Source organism: Alteromonas alvinellae (genome assembly GCF_902705805.1).
The window spans coordinates 94,018-109,497 of the sequence record NZ_CACSIH010000125.1 but is presented as its reverse complement, the minus strand read 5'-3'; the positions used below and the strand labels follow the sequence as shown (position 1 = coordinate 109,497).

8 protein-coding genes are annotated in these 15,480 nt (G+C 43.4%); 4 read left to right on the top strand and 4 right to left on the bottom strand.

The annotated features are described in order from the left end of the window. Positions 1 to 215: 215 nt before the first annotated feature. From ACX5KA_RS09695 to ACX5KA_RS09685, 3 genes are all read left to right on the top strand, one after another. Positions 216 to 4,232, top strand: coding sequence for an ExeM/NucH family extracellular endonuclease (locus ACX5KA_RS09695; RefSeq protein WP_458730995.1), 4,017 nt, complete (start codon positions 216 to 218; stop codon positions 4,230 to 4,232). A 16-nt stretch (positions 4,233 to 4,248) separates the two neighbouring features. After that, a complete protein-coding gene (locus tag ACX5KA_RS09690) occupies positions 4,249 to 4,842 on the top strand; it encodes a PEP-CTERM sorting domain-containing protein (protein WP_334060600.1) in 594 nt (197 codons plus the stop codon). A gap of 115 nt (positions 4,843 to 4,957) precedes the next feature. Continuing rightward, complete coding sequence (locus ACX5KA_RS09685; RefSeq protein ID WP_334060601.1) at positions 4,958 to 5,845, top strand: WYL domain-containing protein; 888 nt, start codon at positions 4,958 to 4,960, stop codon at positions 5,843 to 5,845. Between the two features lie 64 nt (positions 5,846 to 5,909). Here ACX5KA_RS09685 and ACX5KA_RS09680 read toward each other — a convergent pair whose 3' ends face one another. The 4 genes from ACX5KA_RS09680 to ACX5KA_RS09665 all read right to left on the bottom strand — a co-directional run bounded on the left by ACX5KA_RS09680 (position 5,910) and on the right by ACX5KA_RS09665 (position 12,044). Next, positions 5,910 to 8,033: a response regulator gene (locus tag ACX5KA_RS09680; protein ID WP_458730993.1), complete on the bottom strand. Its 2,124-nt coding sequence runs from the start codon at positions 8,031 to 8,033 to the stop codon at positions 5,910 to 5,912. An 89-nt stretch (positions 8,034 to 8,122) separates the two neighbouring features. Then, the gene (locus ACX5KA_RS09675; protein WP_458730992.1) at positions 8,123 to 9,325 is read right to left on the bottom strand and encodes a pectinesterase family protein; all 1,203 of its coding nucleotides are present in this window, start codon (positions 9,323 to 9,325) and stop codon (positions 8,123 to 8,125) included. Between the two features lie 13 nt (positions 9,326 to 9,338). Continuing rightward, positions 9,339 to 10,805: a glycoside hydrolase family 28 protein gene (locus ACX5KA_RS09670; protein WP_458730991.1), complete on the bottom strand. Its 1,467-nt coding sequence runs from the start codon at positions 10,803 to 10,805 to the stop codon at positions 9,339 to 9,341. Positions 10,806 to 10,838: 33 nt separating this feature from the next. Beyond that, complete coding sequence (locus ACX5KA_RS09665) at positions 10,839 to 12,044, bottom strand: glycoside hydrolase family 88/105 protein (protein WP_334060605.1); 1,206 nt, start codon at positions 12,042 to 12,044, stop codon at positions 10,839 to 10,841. A gap of 680 nt (positions 12,045 to 12,724) precedes the next feature. Here ACX5KA_RS09665 and ACX5KA_RS09660 point away from each other — a divergent pair. Further along, the gene (locus ACX5KA_RS09660; RefSeq protein ID WP_014949881.1) at positions 12,725 to 15,424 is read left to right on the top strand and encodes a TonB-dependent receptor; all 2,700 of its coding nucleotides are present in this window, start codon (positions 12,725 to 12,727) and stop codon (positions 15,422 to 15,424) included. The last annotated feature ends 56 nt before the right edge of the window (positions 15,425 to 15,480 follow it).

Sequence of the window (15,480 nt, the reverse complement as noted above, 5' to 3'; positions counted from 1 at the left end):
TATTCCTGAATTTGATGCGGAATGTCGGTTACAAATTAGATTTTCCTGTACCAAGATTCAGTCGAGTTAATGAATAAATAAACTTATTTTAAAGTTGTAAGTTGTTGATATGTATACAGTGTGACTGTTTTATTATTATTTTAATTAAGTACTTGATGTGTATACGTATGTATAAGAATTTATACCTTCCTTATACAAATAAAGCGGAAAGCAAAATGATTAATGAGGGTAACACACAAAAGTATAAGCTGAAGCATTCAGCTAAGGTAGTCAACGCGTTGTTGGCTGGCGCCTTGTCACTAGGTGTAGTATCGGTTAATGCTTCAGCCGAAACGGTTTGGCAAGAAGATTTTGAAGCTGCTGAGCTTCAAAACAAAGGCGCAACTGGCTCGAATCCTGACGGAGCCATTTCAAATCTTGAAGGCGATGAGCGTTGGTCAATTGATGTTTCAGCTGGCGCTTTAACTGCAGATACAGATTGGTTCCGGGTAGAAAATGGCGCCATGCAAGCCCGTGATGTCGATGGCGAAGTGGTTTGGTTAAGTGAATCAATTGATATCACTGACGCCGGTGATGTCACCATCAATGCAGTACTTTCGGAAAGTGGCGATTTTGAATCGACTGATTACGTTGATGTATTTTACTCACTAGATGGCGGTGCTTTTGAGCTTATAACGCTTACCGAAGGGGCATCCAATACCGTACAAGATGATTTCGATAGTGCCACAATAAATGAAACAATTGGAAGTGGTAGCACGTTAGTATTGAAAGTCGCTATGGCTAATAATGCTGGCACAGAATACTTAAATTTAGACAGTATTTCGGTGACCGGTAGCGGTGCCACTGATGGAGGAGAAAACGGCGGTGATAATCCTGATAACGGGGGCGAGCCTTCAAACGAACTTCTTTTCTTAAGCGGTAGTTGCTTTAATTGCCCAGATTTAGAAGCAATTAATTTAGCGAGTGATTTTGTAGCATCGGACTACTACGCCGCTCTAGATGCAGCTGTTGCTAATGGCGATAGCGCACAAACACTGAAAGAAACAACACACAACATCATTGAAAATGGTCATCGCACGCTATCATATTCTGAGGTGTGGACGGCGCTAACCTATACCGATGAAGACCCTTCAAATACTGACAATGTCATCCTGTTTTACAAAGGGATATCGCAAGGGAAGTTTACCAACGGAAGCGGTAGCCAAAGCTCTAACTCAGATAATTGGAACCGTGAACATGTTTGGGCAAAAAGTCATGGCTTTTCAAGCTCAAGCTTAACGGCATACACCGATATTCTTCACCTGCGCCCCACAGACATCTCCGTTAACAGCTCGCGCGGTAATCTTGATTTTGACTTTAGCGATAGCACACTGGCAGAGGCACCAACAAACCGTGTTGATAATGACTCTTTTGAGCCGCGCGATGCGGTGAAAGGCGACGTAGCTCGCTCTATGCTTTATATGGATGTGCGTTACGACGGTAACACTGCAGGCGATACCGAAGAAGATTTAGTATTGCTAAATCGCTTAACGTCTACCGACGAAGCAGCATTTGGCAAGCTTTGTGTGCTGCTTCAGTGGCATGAAAGCGATCCAGTTGATGAATTTGAGCGTCGCCGTAACGAGCGTGTGTTTGAATTGCAAGGGAACCGTAACCCGTTTATTGATAAGCCTGAACTTGCTTCACTTATCTTTAATGAAAGCTGTGATAGCTCGGGCGGAGACACTGGTAGTGATACCGGAGGAAACACAGGAGGAGACACAGGCGGTGATACTGGCGGAGATACAGGTGGTGACACAGGACCGTCAACCAATAGTGTTTACATCTCAGAGTATATTGAGGGCGGTAGCTATAACAAAGCGATAGAGCTTTTCAATAGCTCGACTCAACCTGTGAGCTTGTCTGGCTACGAGTTAGTTTTACTTTCAAACGGCGATACTGCCGATGCGGACCGCAAAGTGCTAGTGCTTGAAGGCGAGATTCCTGCAGGCGGCGTGGCGACATTCGCTCACGGGAGTGCGGATGCTTCGCTTAAAGCTGGTTCAAAAATCAGCAATTTAGTAATGAACTTCAATGGAGACGATTACCTTGAACTTGTCTACAACGGTGAAGTTGTAGATGCATTAGGTACTTTTGGCGTTAAGACTAATTGGGGCAAAGACGTCACGTTAGTACGCAAGAGTTCTGTGACAGGCGGAAACCCTAACCGCAACCCAGCGTTTACCACTGATGAATGGGACAGCTTTCCAAAAGATACACTGAGTAATTTTGGCGGTCATAATGGTTCAGTAAGCGAACCAACGGATCCTACCGACCCAACTGACCCGACAGATCCCAATGACCCGACCGACCCTATCGCTGAAGCAACGCTAATCAGCGCGATTCAAGGTGACGGCGATGAGTCAGCAATGGTCGGTACCGACGTGACTGTCGAGGCGGTTGTAACCAAAGTTGTGCCTGCTATGAGTGGTTTCTTCGTTCAGGAAGAAGCGAGTGATTCAGATGGTAATACGGCAACATCTGAAGGTGTGTTTGTTTACGCAGGTTCATTTGGTCTACCAGAAGCAGGTGATGCGGTGCGTTTGCAAGGTACAGTAGGCGAGCGCTTTGGTGTAACCCAATTAACTCTGTCTGCAGAACCCGAGGTTACGGGTGTAGGTAGTAATGTGCTTTACACACCTGTTGCTATGCCATTTAGCCTTGATACTGATTTAGAGGCACTAGAGGGCATGCACATTAGTTTTGAACAAACCCTTAAAGTATCTGATATCTATAATCTTGGGCGTTATGGTCAGTTTAACGTGTCGTCAGAACGCTTATTCATTCCTACTAATCAGTTTGTAGCGGGTTCAGAAGAAGCGTTGGCGCTAGCTGAAATCAATGCACGAAACACTTTATTGGTTGAGGACGGAGCTACATCACAGAATTTGGATGACATTCCTTTCCCAGCAGGTGGTTTATCGCACAACAATCCACTGCGTTTGGGAGACAGTGTAGAGGCCCTAGAAGGTGTATTACATTACGCTTTTGGTGCTTACAACCTTATCCCTGTTGGTGATATTCAAACCGTACGCACTAACCCACGAATTGCGGAGCCGCAGCTAAATGCTATCGGTGATGTAAAAGTGGCTAGCTTTAACGTACTCAATTACTTCAATGGTCCCGATTTTCCAACCTCTCGCGGTGCAGAGTCAGAAATTGAATTTGCTCGTCAGCAAGCGAAAATTGTATCTGCCATTGTGGCAATGAGTGCAGACGTACTTGGCCTTGTTGAAATTGAAAACGATGGTTATAGCAGTGAAGCCGCGATTGCGACATTAGTCGATAGCGTAAACGCTGAACTAGGCAGCGATGAGTACAGCTATGTTGCATTAGAGTCTCAGCTAGGCGATGACGAAATTGCTGTAGGTATAATCTATAAGCCTGCCGTAGTTTCGCTTCAGGGCAACCCTGTGACGACGTCTGAACCACCATTTGACGACGGTAACCGTCAACCTTTACTGCAAAGTTTCAATGTAAACAGTAATGGCGAAGCCTTTACCTTAGCGATAAATCACTTTAAGTCAAAAAATTGTGGTGGTGCGACAGGCAACGACGCAGACTCAGGTGACGGTCAAGGTTGTTGGAATGAAAAGCGTACCCAAGCTGCACAAGGTCTGATTTCCCTTGTTGAGCAAAACAGTGACGTCTTGTCTGACCGCGTTATCGTAATGGGTGATTTGAATGCCTATGCGAAAGAAGACCCTATCCTCGCGCTTGAAGAGGCTGGCTACAGTAACTTGGTTAACTTCTTTGATGGCGACAGCGCTTATTCCTATAGCTTCGGCGGAGAAGTAGGTTACTTAGATCACGCTTTATCAAGCCCTTCGTTAACCGAATATGTGGTAGACGCAACAATATGGCATATCAATGCCGACGAACCTCGCGTGTTCGACTATAACGTAAATTATAAGACTGAAACCCAGCTTTCTAATTACTACGGCGCTGATGCGTATCGCTCGTCAGATCACGATCCAGTAGTGGTAGTGCTTAACTTCCCAGAAGAAGTAACAGTTGGAGATTTTGATGGTGATAACGATGTGGATTACAACGATATCATGGCCTTCTATCAACTGTTTTTACAAGGGCAAGCAACGGGTGAAAACTACGATTTCAACGGCGACGGCCAAATTAGCTTCTTCGATATTCAGGCGTTAATGGCGATGTGTACACGCGCTAACTGTGCAATTTAATTTTAGGAAAATAGCAATGAAAAAATTCTTTTTACTATTAATGGCTGCCGCCACTTTTAATGCAAATGCAGCTTTAATTTCGATTACAACAGATAAAGATACTTATAACGTTGGCGAGACAATCACGGCAACAGTAAGTGCTTCAAAGCTGTCTGTAGGTGGCGTGCAGACTTACTTCAATGGCTATATTGCACTTTTCAACTTCGATAGCTTATTTTTGAGCCTAGATGTTTCGTCTATTATGGATTTAGGTGCATTAGGTGTTCGGCCAGAAGTGAAAACTTCTGATAGCGATGGAAATACGCTAAGTATAGATGCAGGTGAAAACTTATTTGCACCGTTCGATCCCACATTTCAGGGCGCTATATTTGCACAACAAGGTAAAGATGTCGTGGAACTCTTTTCGTTTAGCATGCTAGCGCTGAACGCTGGTCTCGTTGAGTTAACCCCTACTAGCATTGTATTGGGGCAGGGAGGAAGACCTCAGAGTGGCAATACTACTGAAAGCACAAGCTTTGAAATCGCTCAAGTACCTGCACCAGGTACCTTTGTGCTATCGCTACTGGCGTTAAGTGGTATGTTTTTCGCTCGTAAGCGTGCGAAATCATAAACCTTAAACGCTAAAAGTTTAAGCCCAGCCAAGTGCTGGGCTTTTTTATTTCTATTGCTATTTACATGCGGCTTTAAATGAACCACACTGAATAAAAATACAATAAGTGCGCACCATGTTAGAGACTATTTCTTTTTCTCAACGCCAACGACTGGCGTATATCGATTTCTGCCTTTTGTTTAAAGGGGCCATTCATCGCCAAGATTTAATAAATCGTTTTGAGGTAGGGCTATCGGCAGGCTCTCGTGACTTTACGCTATATAAAGAGTTAGCGCCTGAAAACTTAATCTATGATCCAAGGGAAAAGCGTTATTTTCAAACAGAGAACTTCGTTCCCGTTTTTGAACACGATGCAAAACGAACCTTGATAAAGCTTGCTAACGATATATCGGACGGTTTTGATGCCATTGGCGATGTACACTTTCCGGTAGAAAGTGCATCTTCCCTGAACGTGCCTGATATTTTTGTGGTAGCGAAAGTTGTACAAGCCATAGTAAATAAAAAGGCGATGAGCGTTATTTACACATCTTTGTCTAGTGGCAGTGGCGCACGAGAACTTGTGCCGCATAGTATTGTTGATAATGGTCAGCGCTGGCATGTGCGCGCCTTCGATAGGAAATCACAAAGTTTTCGCGACTTCGTTCTGACAAGAATCAGTAAGGTTACAGTTAAAACTGAGCCTGAAACTCACGAATGCATTGAGCACGATGAAGAGTGGGGAAGGCTTATTTCTCTTGAAATTGTGCCTCACCCCAAAAATATCAAATATTCTACGGCAATAGAGCTCGATTACGCCATGGAAGAAGGCGTACTCAAATTAGAGGTACGCGCGGCTATGGCAGGGTATTTACTCCGCCGCTGGAACGTTGACTGCACAAAACACGCAAGCTTGCGCACTGGTGAATATCAGCTTTGGCTTAGAAACCAACAAAGTTTGGCAGACACTGACAACCTTGCTATTGCCCCAGGATATATAGGGGAGCAAGAGGCCTACACCGTGTAGCAACTCATTGGTTGGGTTACATTTATCGGTCAAATGAAGCTGGCCCGCAGTTTTGGTGGGCACCTTATCCAATATATTTCTTAATTGTAAGTAACAGGGTGTCTTTATCTAACGGTTTTGCTAGAAAGTCATTCATGCCTGCGGCCAAGCATTCTCCTTTGTCCTCGGCAAATGCGTTAGCAGTTAAAGCTATGATGGGAGTGTTCGATTCCAAAGTTTTTCTCAAAATAGTGGAAGCTTCGATACCACCCATAATAGGCATGTTACAGTCCATAAGTATCAGGTTGAACTTGTGCCGTTTGCATACTTCAACGGCATCTTGGCCGTTCTTAACATGCAAATATTTGTACCCTTCAGTTTGCAATATAGCTTTGACAATCTCTGCGTTAATTTCGTTATCTTCGGCCAATAGTACTCGTTTCTTTTTGTTGAGTTCTTGAATCTCTTGGCGGCTAACAGGCTTTGCTTCAATCAGCTTACTTAAATCATTTTCTAGTTCACGTCTGTTGATTGGCTTAGCATGAGTCTTCCAAATACTATCAAGTATTTCTTGTTCGTCTTCCAGTCTTTCTAGCTCAGCCGAAATTAGTATTACTTTAGGAAATTTAGGCGGTTTTAAGCCTTTAAGCTGATGAAGTAAATCTACGCCGCTCATTTCTGGCATAGAGAGATCAAGAATTATGACATCAAAACTAAACGGTTTGTCGTTTAAAAATGCGTTAGCACTCTCATAACTACAGGGCTCAATCGACATAGACGCAACGATGTGCTCAAAGTAATCGCGACTGGTTTGAAGGTCGTCAATGATTGCACAACGCAAGTTAACACTTGGCACAATATTGATATCTGGGAGCTGTGCTTCTCTTGCCTGCATTGTAAAGGTAAAGGTGCTGCCTTTGCCTGATAATGAGACCACATTAATGTCGCCATCCATTAGGTTAGCTAGCTGCTTTGCGATGCTTAACCCCAGCCCTGTGCCGCCAAACTCTCGTGTTGTAGATTGGTCAGCTTGTTCAAACTTTTTGAAAATGCTTTCTAGTTTAGAAGAAGGTATGCCAATGCCTGTATCGATAACATCAAAGTTAAGGCGATTGCCATTTTCATGTTTAGCGTGTGTCACTTTAAGCGTTACCGAGCCTTCGGCCGTAAACTTAATAGCGTTGCTCAGCAGATTGTGTAAGATTTGCGTTATTCGCGTTATATCACCTTCGATAACATGGGGAAGATCAGCGTCTTTCAAGTAGTGAAATTCGAGCCCTTTACGCTGGCAATAAACCCGTTGCAATGAAACTACATCGTCTAGTACTTGTAACAAATCAACAGGGGCCTGTTCTATTTTGATTTTGCCGGCTTCAATCTTCGATATATCTAATATGTCGTTGATCAAAACTAACAGCTGTCGGCCGGCTGTTTTTGCCTTTTTTAAGTACAAGTTACTTTTTTCGGGGTTATCTATTGCCAGTTCTATCATGCCAAATAAACCGTTCATTGGCGTACGCAACTCATGGCTCATACTTGATAGAAATTCTGATTTTGCTTTACTGGCTTTCTCTGCTTTTTCTGCCGCATTTTGTGCCAATTCTTTCGAGTGCTCTAGCGCGTTAATAGAACGTTTAACCTGACGTTCCATAGGAAAGAAAATAAGTGCGGCTTCTATACTCAGCAGAACAAGTGCTGCAAGCCACAGGTACATTTCAATAGTAAGAACCGTATCTACACGTGAAATTGCCTCTTGTTCAAATTGGCTGACAACATTGTCTAGCTGCTGTAGAAGCGAGGTAAGGTCTTGAACTGGAATAAGGGGAGATGTTTCACAACGTGCATTCGTTAACAAACCCTCAGCTATATCGACAAAGTTTTTGACTTTTGAATCAAGCTGTCCTTGTTGGAAATAAGTGTTAAACGTTTGCGTAGGCAGATGTTCCAACGAAACAAGATACTCATGATTTTGTTTGAATTTAGCAAGATCTTGTTTTAAGTAGCCTAATTCTTGGTTGTCTTTACACAATGTCGATGAAGCAGCTAGCATCGCTATGCGTTGCGATAGCATACGCTGCTGGCCTGCAATATTAATAATTTCTCCATCTTGCTTTTGTTCTTTAATTAATCCTGAAAGAATTAGAAAAGACAAAGTAATTAGCGATGCTGTTAGCGCTAAAGCAACGATATATCGAAAACGTATGGACATAAGGTATAGAGATGCACAGTGATAACTAAAAGATAATAGATACCAAGTGGTTACGCAATGTGCTGAGCAAATTACTTTTTTAAGTCACTCTATCTATCATCGTTTGGAAAATGGTTTGGCACCCAGCCTCGCAATACCGCCTCTTTAGTGTAAAAAGCCGCGTTTTTATCATTCAGAAAATGAGAGTTTATTGCTGGTGAGGAGACTGCTTTAGGTGCACCTTCTCCATGAGATTGGTACTCGGAAAATCTTGCTTCTGTGTGGGGATTAAATGGTCTCTTTGTACCTGATGGCGTAGTTCCACCCATAGTAGTCCAGCGCTTTTGGATGATATGACCTGCCATATAGGTGTTGATAAACGTGGTTTTACCTACAGCGTAAGGGTTTGCATATCGGCCATCTGAAAAGGTGGTTGTAGGATGCCAAGGCCTTCCCAGTGCCACGCTTTCATTTGGAACGCCGTGTTCTCTTTCAAGCCTACAGTTATTGAACGTTAACCCATAAGGACGCTGTAAATGAGTGCTTGGGGCGGTAATGTAGCCTGTTAGTCCTTCGCTATCACCGCCAGAATAACGTGTACGGGAAACAATAGAAACGCTTTCAAAAAACGCGGTGCCCTCACCAAAAATAAAGTCAATATGTCCTGCTATTGTTCCGCCTTCAATCAGAGCGCGGTCACCTTTTAAATAGAGGGTATCTTGGTAACCCCAGAGTGCGACATTTTTAAGGTAAGTGCGATCTGAGTTCACATCGGTTTTAAGCGCTACTGCCTGCGTACCTGATAATCGAGTAGGGTCGTCTTTTGCTTTGACCTCGTTACCGGGATAATCAAAATCATTGGTGATAGTGATATTTTCCAAAGTGATATTATCACCTAAAATCTCCACAGTGGCAGTGCGACGAGTTCCCCATTTTTCTTGAGAATTCTCTGCGACTTGTTGACCTGCATATCGATTGAAAACGATAGTCGTTGTTTCTTGCGACTTGCCCACAAAGTGAACATTATCAACGTTTATGACGACACGCTCTCGATAAATGCCTTCATTAATAAAGACGGTCCATACTTTATCTTTTTGTGGCTTGTGAGACGCGATATAAGCAACAGCTTGGGACACAGAGTTAAAATGAGGTAAAGCGTCCTTACTTGCGCCACTGTCATCGTCACTGTCATGTGATTTAGCTACCACTACATGCGTCGTTGCTGGCATTGCCGCGCTTAATCCACTGAAAAATATACCCGCCAGCAACACAAAGGCTAAACTAAGACTGACACGTGCTTTATTAAATTCCATAGTATTTATTCTTCTACAGCCCATGCTTGTTAAATGGTTGGCTATTAATAAACACATTGTTAATTGAAAGGTGCGCTACGTTTTCGATAACGGCATCTTTAAGCGCACGTTTTATCGTTATGTTATTTAACGTCAACCCAGAAATAGGCGTATGGTCATACCCGCGAAGAACAAAGGCTCGGTTAGCTGATGCAACGTTCAAATTTTCAATAGTGATATCTTCTAACAGAGGTGGGAAGTTGCCTGCGTCACCTTCTTCATAAAAGAAATTCACGACAACAGCGTCTTTCACTGTACCGATATCAATATTGCGATAGTTTAAGTTCTTGAGGTGACCACCGCGAATACTGTTGGTTTTAATCCTTATACCTCGGTCTAGATCAGGGCTACTCATGGTGCAATACTGAGCATAAAGATTCTCTACACCACCAGATATTTCACTGCCAATGACAACACCGCCATGTCCGGCCTTCATTTCGCAGTGTTCAATGATGATATTGCTGCAGGGAACATTAACTCGACGGCCGTCTGCGTTTCGTCCAGATTTAATGGCAATACAATCGTCGCCGGTATCAAACGTGCAGTTTGAGATAATTACATTCGTGCAGCTTTCCGGATCGCAACCGTCTGAATTGGGTCCGAAGCTTTTACAGTAAACGTCGTTAACGGTAACATTTTTGCAAAGGACTGGGTTAACTAGCCAGAATGGCGAGCGCAGAATGGTAACACCCTCAATAAGTACATTCTCACAGCGGTAAGGTTGGATAAAAGGAGGGCGCAAGTAATTATTTTCAAAGACCCGTTCACTGACAGGCGTGCCCCTTTCTACCATTTCTTGCAGTGTATCTCGGGTATACTTTTGGTTCTCAACCGGGTCGTCACCCCATGTTGAAGCTTTCCACTTACCTTTCCACGGCCACCAGTTGTCTTTAGCGGCACAGCCGTCTAACGTACCTTTGCCGGTAATAGCAATGTTGGTTTGCTCATACGCATAAATAAGTGGTGAGTAACCCATCAATTCCATACCTTCCCAACGAGTAAACACATAGGGTTTGTAATCATCAGGATTAGTAGAGAATTGTATCGTTGCGCCTAGTTCAACATGTAGGTTTATATTGGATTGTAAGTGGATAGGGCCCTTGCATAGCCAATTACCTTTTGGAACTACTACTTTGCCGCCGCCTTGGCTCGCTATTTGAGAGATAGCGTCATGCAACGCTTGCTTAAAATCACTGCCATTTTCATTTAAAAAGTCGGTAACATTAGCTTCGCGCTTTGCAAAGGTGGGGCGCTTTATCATCCCTTTAATAACGTTTGCTTCAGCGTCCCACTGGCGTTGAGTCCTTCCCGTTTCGGTCACATTTGCACATCCAGATAGGAATGTAGGAACGCCTACAGCTATCCCTGAAGCTGCTACAGTGGTGGCGAGACCAGACTTTAAGAAGTGACGTCTGGCATTCGGTGAGTTAGGTCGGACCATCATATACCCCTTTTATTAACGATTTAGCGCTTTTTACTTATTCAAATAATGTGCAGCCAGAATGAATGGGCCTACACCTTTCGCGTCGTTTGCTCTGATTGGCTCACTCATGTAGTAGTCGAATGAACCATCTCTATATGGATTTCCACCAAGACCAGCAACAGCGCAAACTTGCTCAAGGCTGATAACGTTAGTTTCTGGATTAACCGAAATCATTTGATCAAGAAGTCCAGCAAACCCTTTTTCTGCATGAGCTTTGTATTCCTCAGGAAGAAACTTAAGGCTTGCACCTTTAGCCATAGCGTAGGTCAACATTGCTGTACCTGATGCTTCAAGGTAGTTTCCTTCACGGCTTCCCAAGTCAGTAACCTGATACCAAGTGCCTGAATTATGTTGATAGGTAAGCGTAGCGTCGATAAACGCTTTAAAGCGCCCTTGTAACCACGGTGTTTTTGGGTGTTCGGCAGGAACTACTTCTAGCACATCCACCATTGCCATAGCATACCAACCTAGCGAACGTGACCAGTGATGTTGAGAAAGACCTGTTTCTTTATCAGCCCACTTTTGCTTTTTAGATGCGTCCCAGCCATGTAAGGGGAGGCCTGTTTTTTCGTCGTAAAGGTGCTCTTCAATGAGTTCAAATTGCAAAAATACGTCGTCTAGCTCTTTCATATCGCCGTACTTAACAATGTATTCAGCGTAGAAGGGGGCCCCCATGTATAGGCCATCAAGCCACATTTGGTCTGGGTAGCGTTTCTTATGCCAAAAGCCACCTTGCTCGGTACGTGGGTGAGTAGTAAGCTGCGTTCTAAGTAGGTCAGCGGCTTTTTTGTATTTAGGGTTGCCGGTTTCTTCATAGAGGAAAAACAGCACTTTACCAGGGTTAACCATATCAATATTAAACTTATTGATATCATAGGTTTTGATACTTCCGTCTTGTTGAACCAACATGTCGTAGTAACCTTTTACATAAGACAGGAGACGGGGATCTTTAGTTTCTTGATAGACTTCTGTTATGGCAAGAAGGTTGAGACCGTGAACGTAATCCCATTGTGGCTTCTCATCCCAATCGATTTGCCAAGCTTCTGGGAAACGCACCATCTCAGACTCTATCATTCTCATAGACCATGATTTTGTGTTGTCGAGAGGCATTTGTACCCAATCATTTGCATTAGCAGCGGAAGAAACAAACGCCGTGCAAGCTACCACGGAAGCTGCGCGTAGAATACCTTTTAGCATAACAAACCCTTATTTTTATAACATTGTAAATACACTCTGTGCTACCGGTAGCATAATGGTTTTTATTTGCTCATATGTCAACGGAATTATTTACATTTTTTAACTTTTATTTCACGCGTTTGAAAAGTGTTAAATGTGACGTAAATAACTGTATTTAAATGTTTTAATTAAAATATTCATCCCGCTTGGGTTAGTTTCTATAGTCTCTTCTTCTTTCATTATTGCATATCAAATTTCTACTTATTGTAAATTTTTTTAACAAAATTGTTGCCACCGGTAGCATAACTGTTTAGGATGTAAATCACATGTAAAGCTTGAGTGTTGTTTTCGAGGTTTACATTATTGCCGAAGAGAAGTTTTGCGTTAATTAGAAAACATAGCTGTACCCTGCAACTCTTCTCAATCAAGGTTTTGGTGGTTTACGAGACCACTATAGAGAATGAATTAGAATTGACGCGTTTTCGCTTCCTTAACAGCCAAGACGTGCTATCGGAAAAAGTAAAGCATTGGCGATATTAATCACCAAAATGTTATCCGGTGGCATAAAGGGGAGTGAAATGGTTAAATACGATAAATGTTGAATTTGTGTAAATTTGAATAGTTCACGCACGTTTCAAAAGCATCTTCACCTTTTGTCAGTATGCGCGTCTCTTATAAATATAAAAACCGGAGAAACAACAATGTTACCAAAGAAAAAGCAACTCGCTGTTCTTGTTACGCTAGCGTTGTCAGGCGCACATATTCATGCGCAAGAAGCCACAGACGAACAAGCCAGTGAAACCGAAGCGCAAAATATGGAAGTCATTGAAGTATCAGGCTTTCGTGGATCACTTAATAAATCACTGATGGAAAAGCGAACATCAGTTAACAGTAAAGAATCAATTGTTGCGCAAGACATTGGTAAATTCCCGGACTTAAATATTGCTGAGTCAATTCAACGTGTACCCGGCGTAGCCATTTCTCGTGAAGGTGGAGAAGGGCGCCAAATTACTTTGCGTGGTTTGAGCCCTTCATTTACCCGCACAACACTTAATGGCATGGAAGTGCCAGCAAGTACAGATGGCACTGACTCAGGTGGCGGTGTAAACGGTGGACGTGGCTTTGACTTTAACATTTTCGCTTCTGAATTGTTCAACCGCGTAGATATTCAAAAATCTCCTACCGCCTCTATGGAAGAAGGCGGCATTGCAGGTACGGTTGATCTGTACTCGGCAAAGCCGTTTGATTACGACGGTTTTAAATTCGTTTCATCTCTTCAAGGCGGCTATAACAGCATTACAGAAGAGACCGATCCTCGCGCCGCTTTCATGATCAGCAACCGTTTCGCTGACGACAAAGTCGGTGTGCTTTTCTCGGCAGCGTTCTCAGAGCGTACAGTAAGACAGGAAGGTTTTGGTACAGTTCGTTGGACTACTCCAGTTCGTGATGGTGGTGGCATCTTTGGCGATACATCAAACACGGTTGTTAACGGCACACCTGACGTAGATGATTGCCAGTATGAAGGTGAGTCGGTAGACCCGATTAATTGTTTATGGACTCCTCGTTTACCTAGACCTGACTACTTTGGTAATGATCAAGAGCGTGTAGGCTTCACCGGTTCAATTCAGTGGGCTGCAACAGATAATTTCACACTAACGCTAGACGGTTTAGTGTCCAAACTTGATAACACCCGTACCATGTATAACTTCTTCCACATGTTCAGAAGTACATTCGAAGAAATTACGCCTACCTCTATTACTGTTCATCCTAATGGTCAACAGGTGCTGGCTGGTACGTACGACGGTATCAAATCGCGTATTGAAAGCCGTTTACAGGAATCAACTACAGACTTTAGCCAATTCGTAATTTCTGGCGAGTGGTTTATTGGTGAAAACCTTAAACTTGATATGATGGCCGGTACAGCAGAGTCTGACGCTCGTTCAGAGCAATATCGTTACAATATGACGCTGCTGGAAGAAACCAGCTACGGCTTTGACTTTAGCAATAACAGCAACGCGCCAGAAGTGACTTACGGTTACGATGTTAACGATGCAAGCAACTATAATCTAAGCGATGGCCGATTACGTGCTACTGATGTATTGCGTGAAAACGACACGGTCAAATTTGATGCGACATACTTAGGTGATGAAGTCACTATTAAGGCTGGCTTTGCCTACAATGATCGTGTTGTAACCTACAGTGAAGAGCAAATAAATGGCTTCCCAGATCAAGACTCGGCAGTAGGTTTTGCTGAAATTATGCCGGTAGACGATTTCGGAAGTGGTTTTGATGGCCCTCTTGACCCGTTCCTTGTTGCCGACTTTGACGCTATTAATAGCCAATTGTTAGATGTTGTTTGGACACCGCGTTCTGCACAAAGCTGGCAAGTAGGCGAAGAAACATCAGCAATGTATCTTGAGCTTGATACGAGCTATGAGATTGCCGACATGTTACTTCGCGCTAATTACGGTGTGCGTTATGTGAAAACAACTACAACCTCTGAAGGCTTTATTCAAGGCGAAACGGTACAAATCGAAAACGAGTACAATAACTTTTTGCCAGCAGTTAACTTAGCGCTTGAAGCAACTGATGACGTAGTTGTTCGCCTTGGCTTAACACAGTCTATGACTCGCCCAAGCCTGAACTCATTAAACCCTGGTAACCCAAGCTTTGATTACATTAACGGCTCGGTGAGCGTGGGGAACCCATTCCTTGATCCGTTTACGTCGAACAACGTTGACTTTGGTGTTGAATGGTACTTCGATGACGAAGCACTACTAGCAGCAACAGTGTTCTACAAAGACATTGATAACTGGATTGTTCGCGCATCAGAAGAGCGTTTAGTCGACAGTGCTTACTACGACTTTATCGACAACGATGCACAGTTTGACCCTGTAATTGCGCTAGACCCACGCACTATTCCATACGAGCATAGCAGTCCAATTAACGCTGAAGACAGAAGTGTAAGCGGTTATGAGTTAATTTATCAGCAGCCGCTAAGTTTCTTACCAGGACTGTTCGAAAACATGGGTATCGTGTCGAACTATACGCACGTTAACGCTGACGACATCGAAGGTATGAGTGAAACATCGTACAACTTTACGGTGTATTACGAAACAGACCAATACGGTGCGCGTGTGTCAGTTAACAAACGCGACGATTACCTGACAGACTTTACTGGCAGCAATGGTAACGTTGCGCACGGTACGACAGGGCCTACGCAGGTGGATTTCTCGTCATTTTATAACGTAAACGACGAGCTAACGTTGACCTTTGAAGTCATTAACCTTACCGATGAGTACGAGCGCTTGTTTACCACGGGTGATGGCTCTTTGAACTTGGTACGTGAGTACAACCACACGGGCCGTCAGTTCTTCTTGGGCGCTCGTTATACTATGTAAAAAAACAGGCCGGGCAATTATGTTGGCCAGCCTGAGATAATAATTAAATGTTGTGT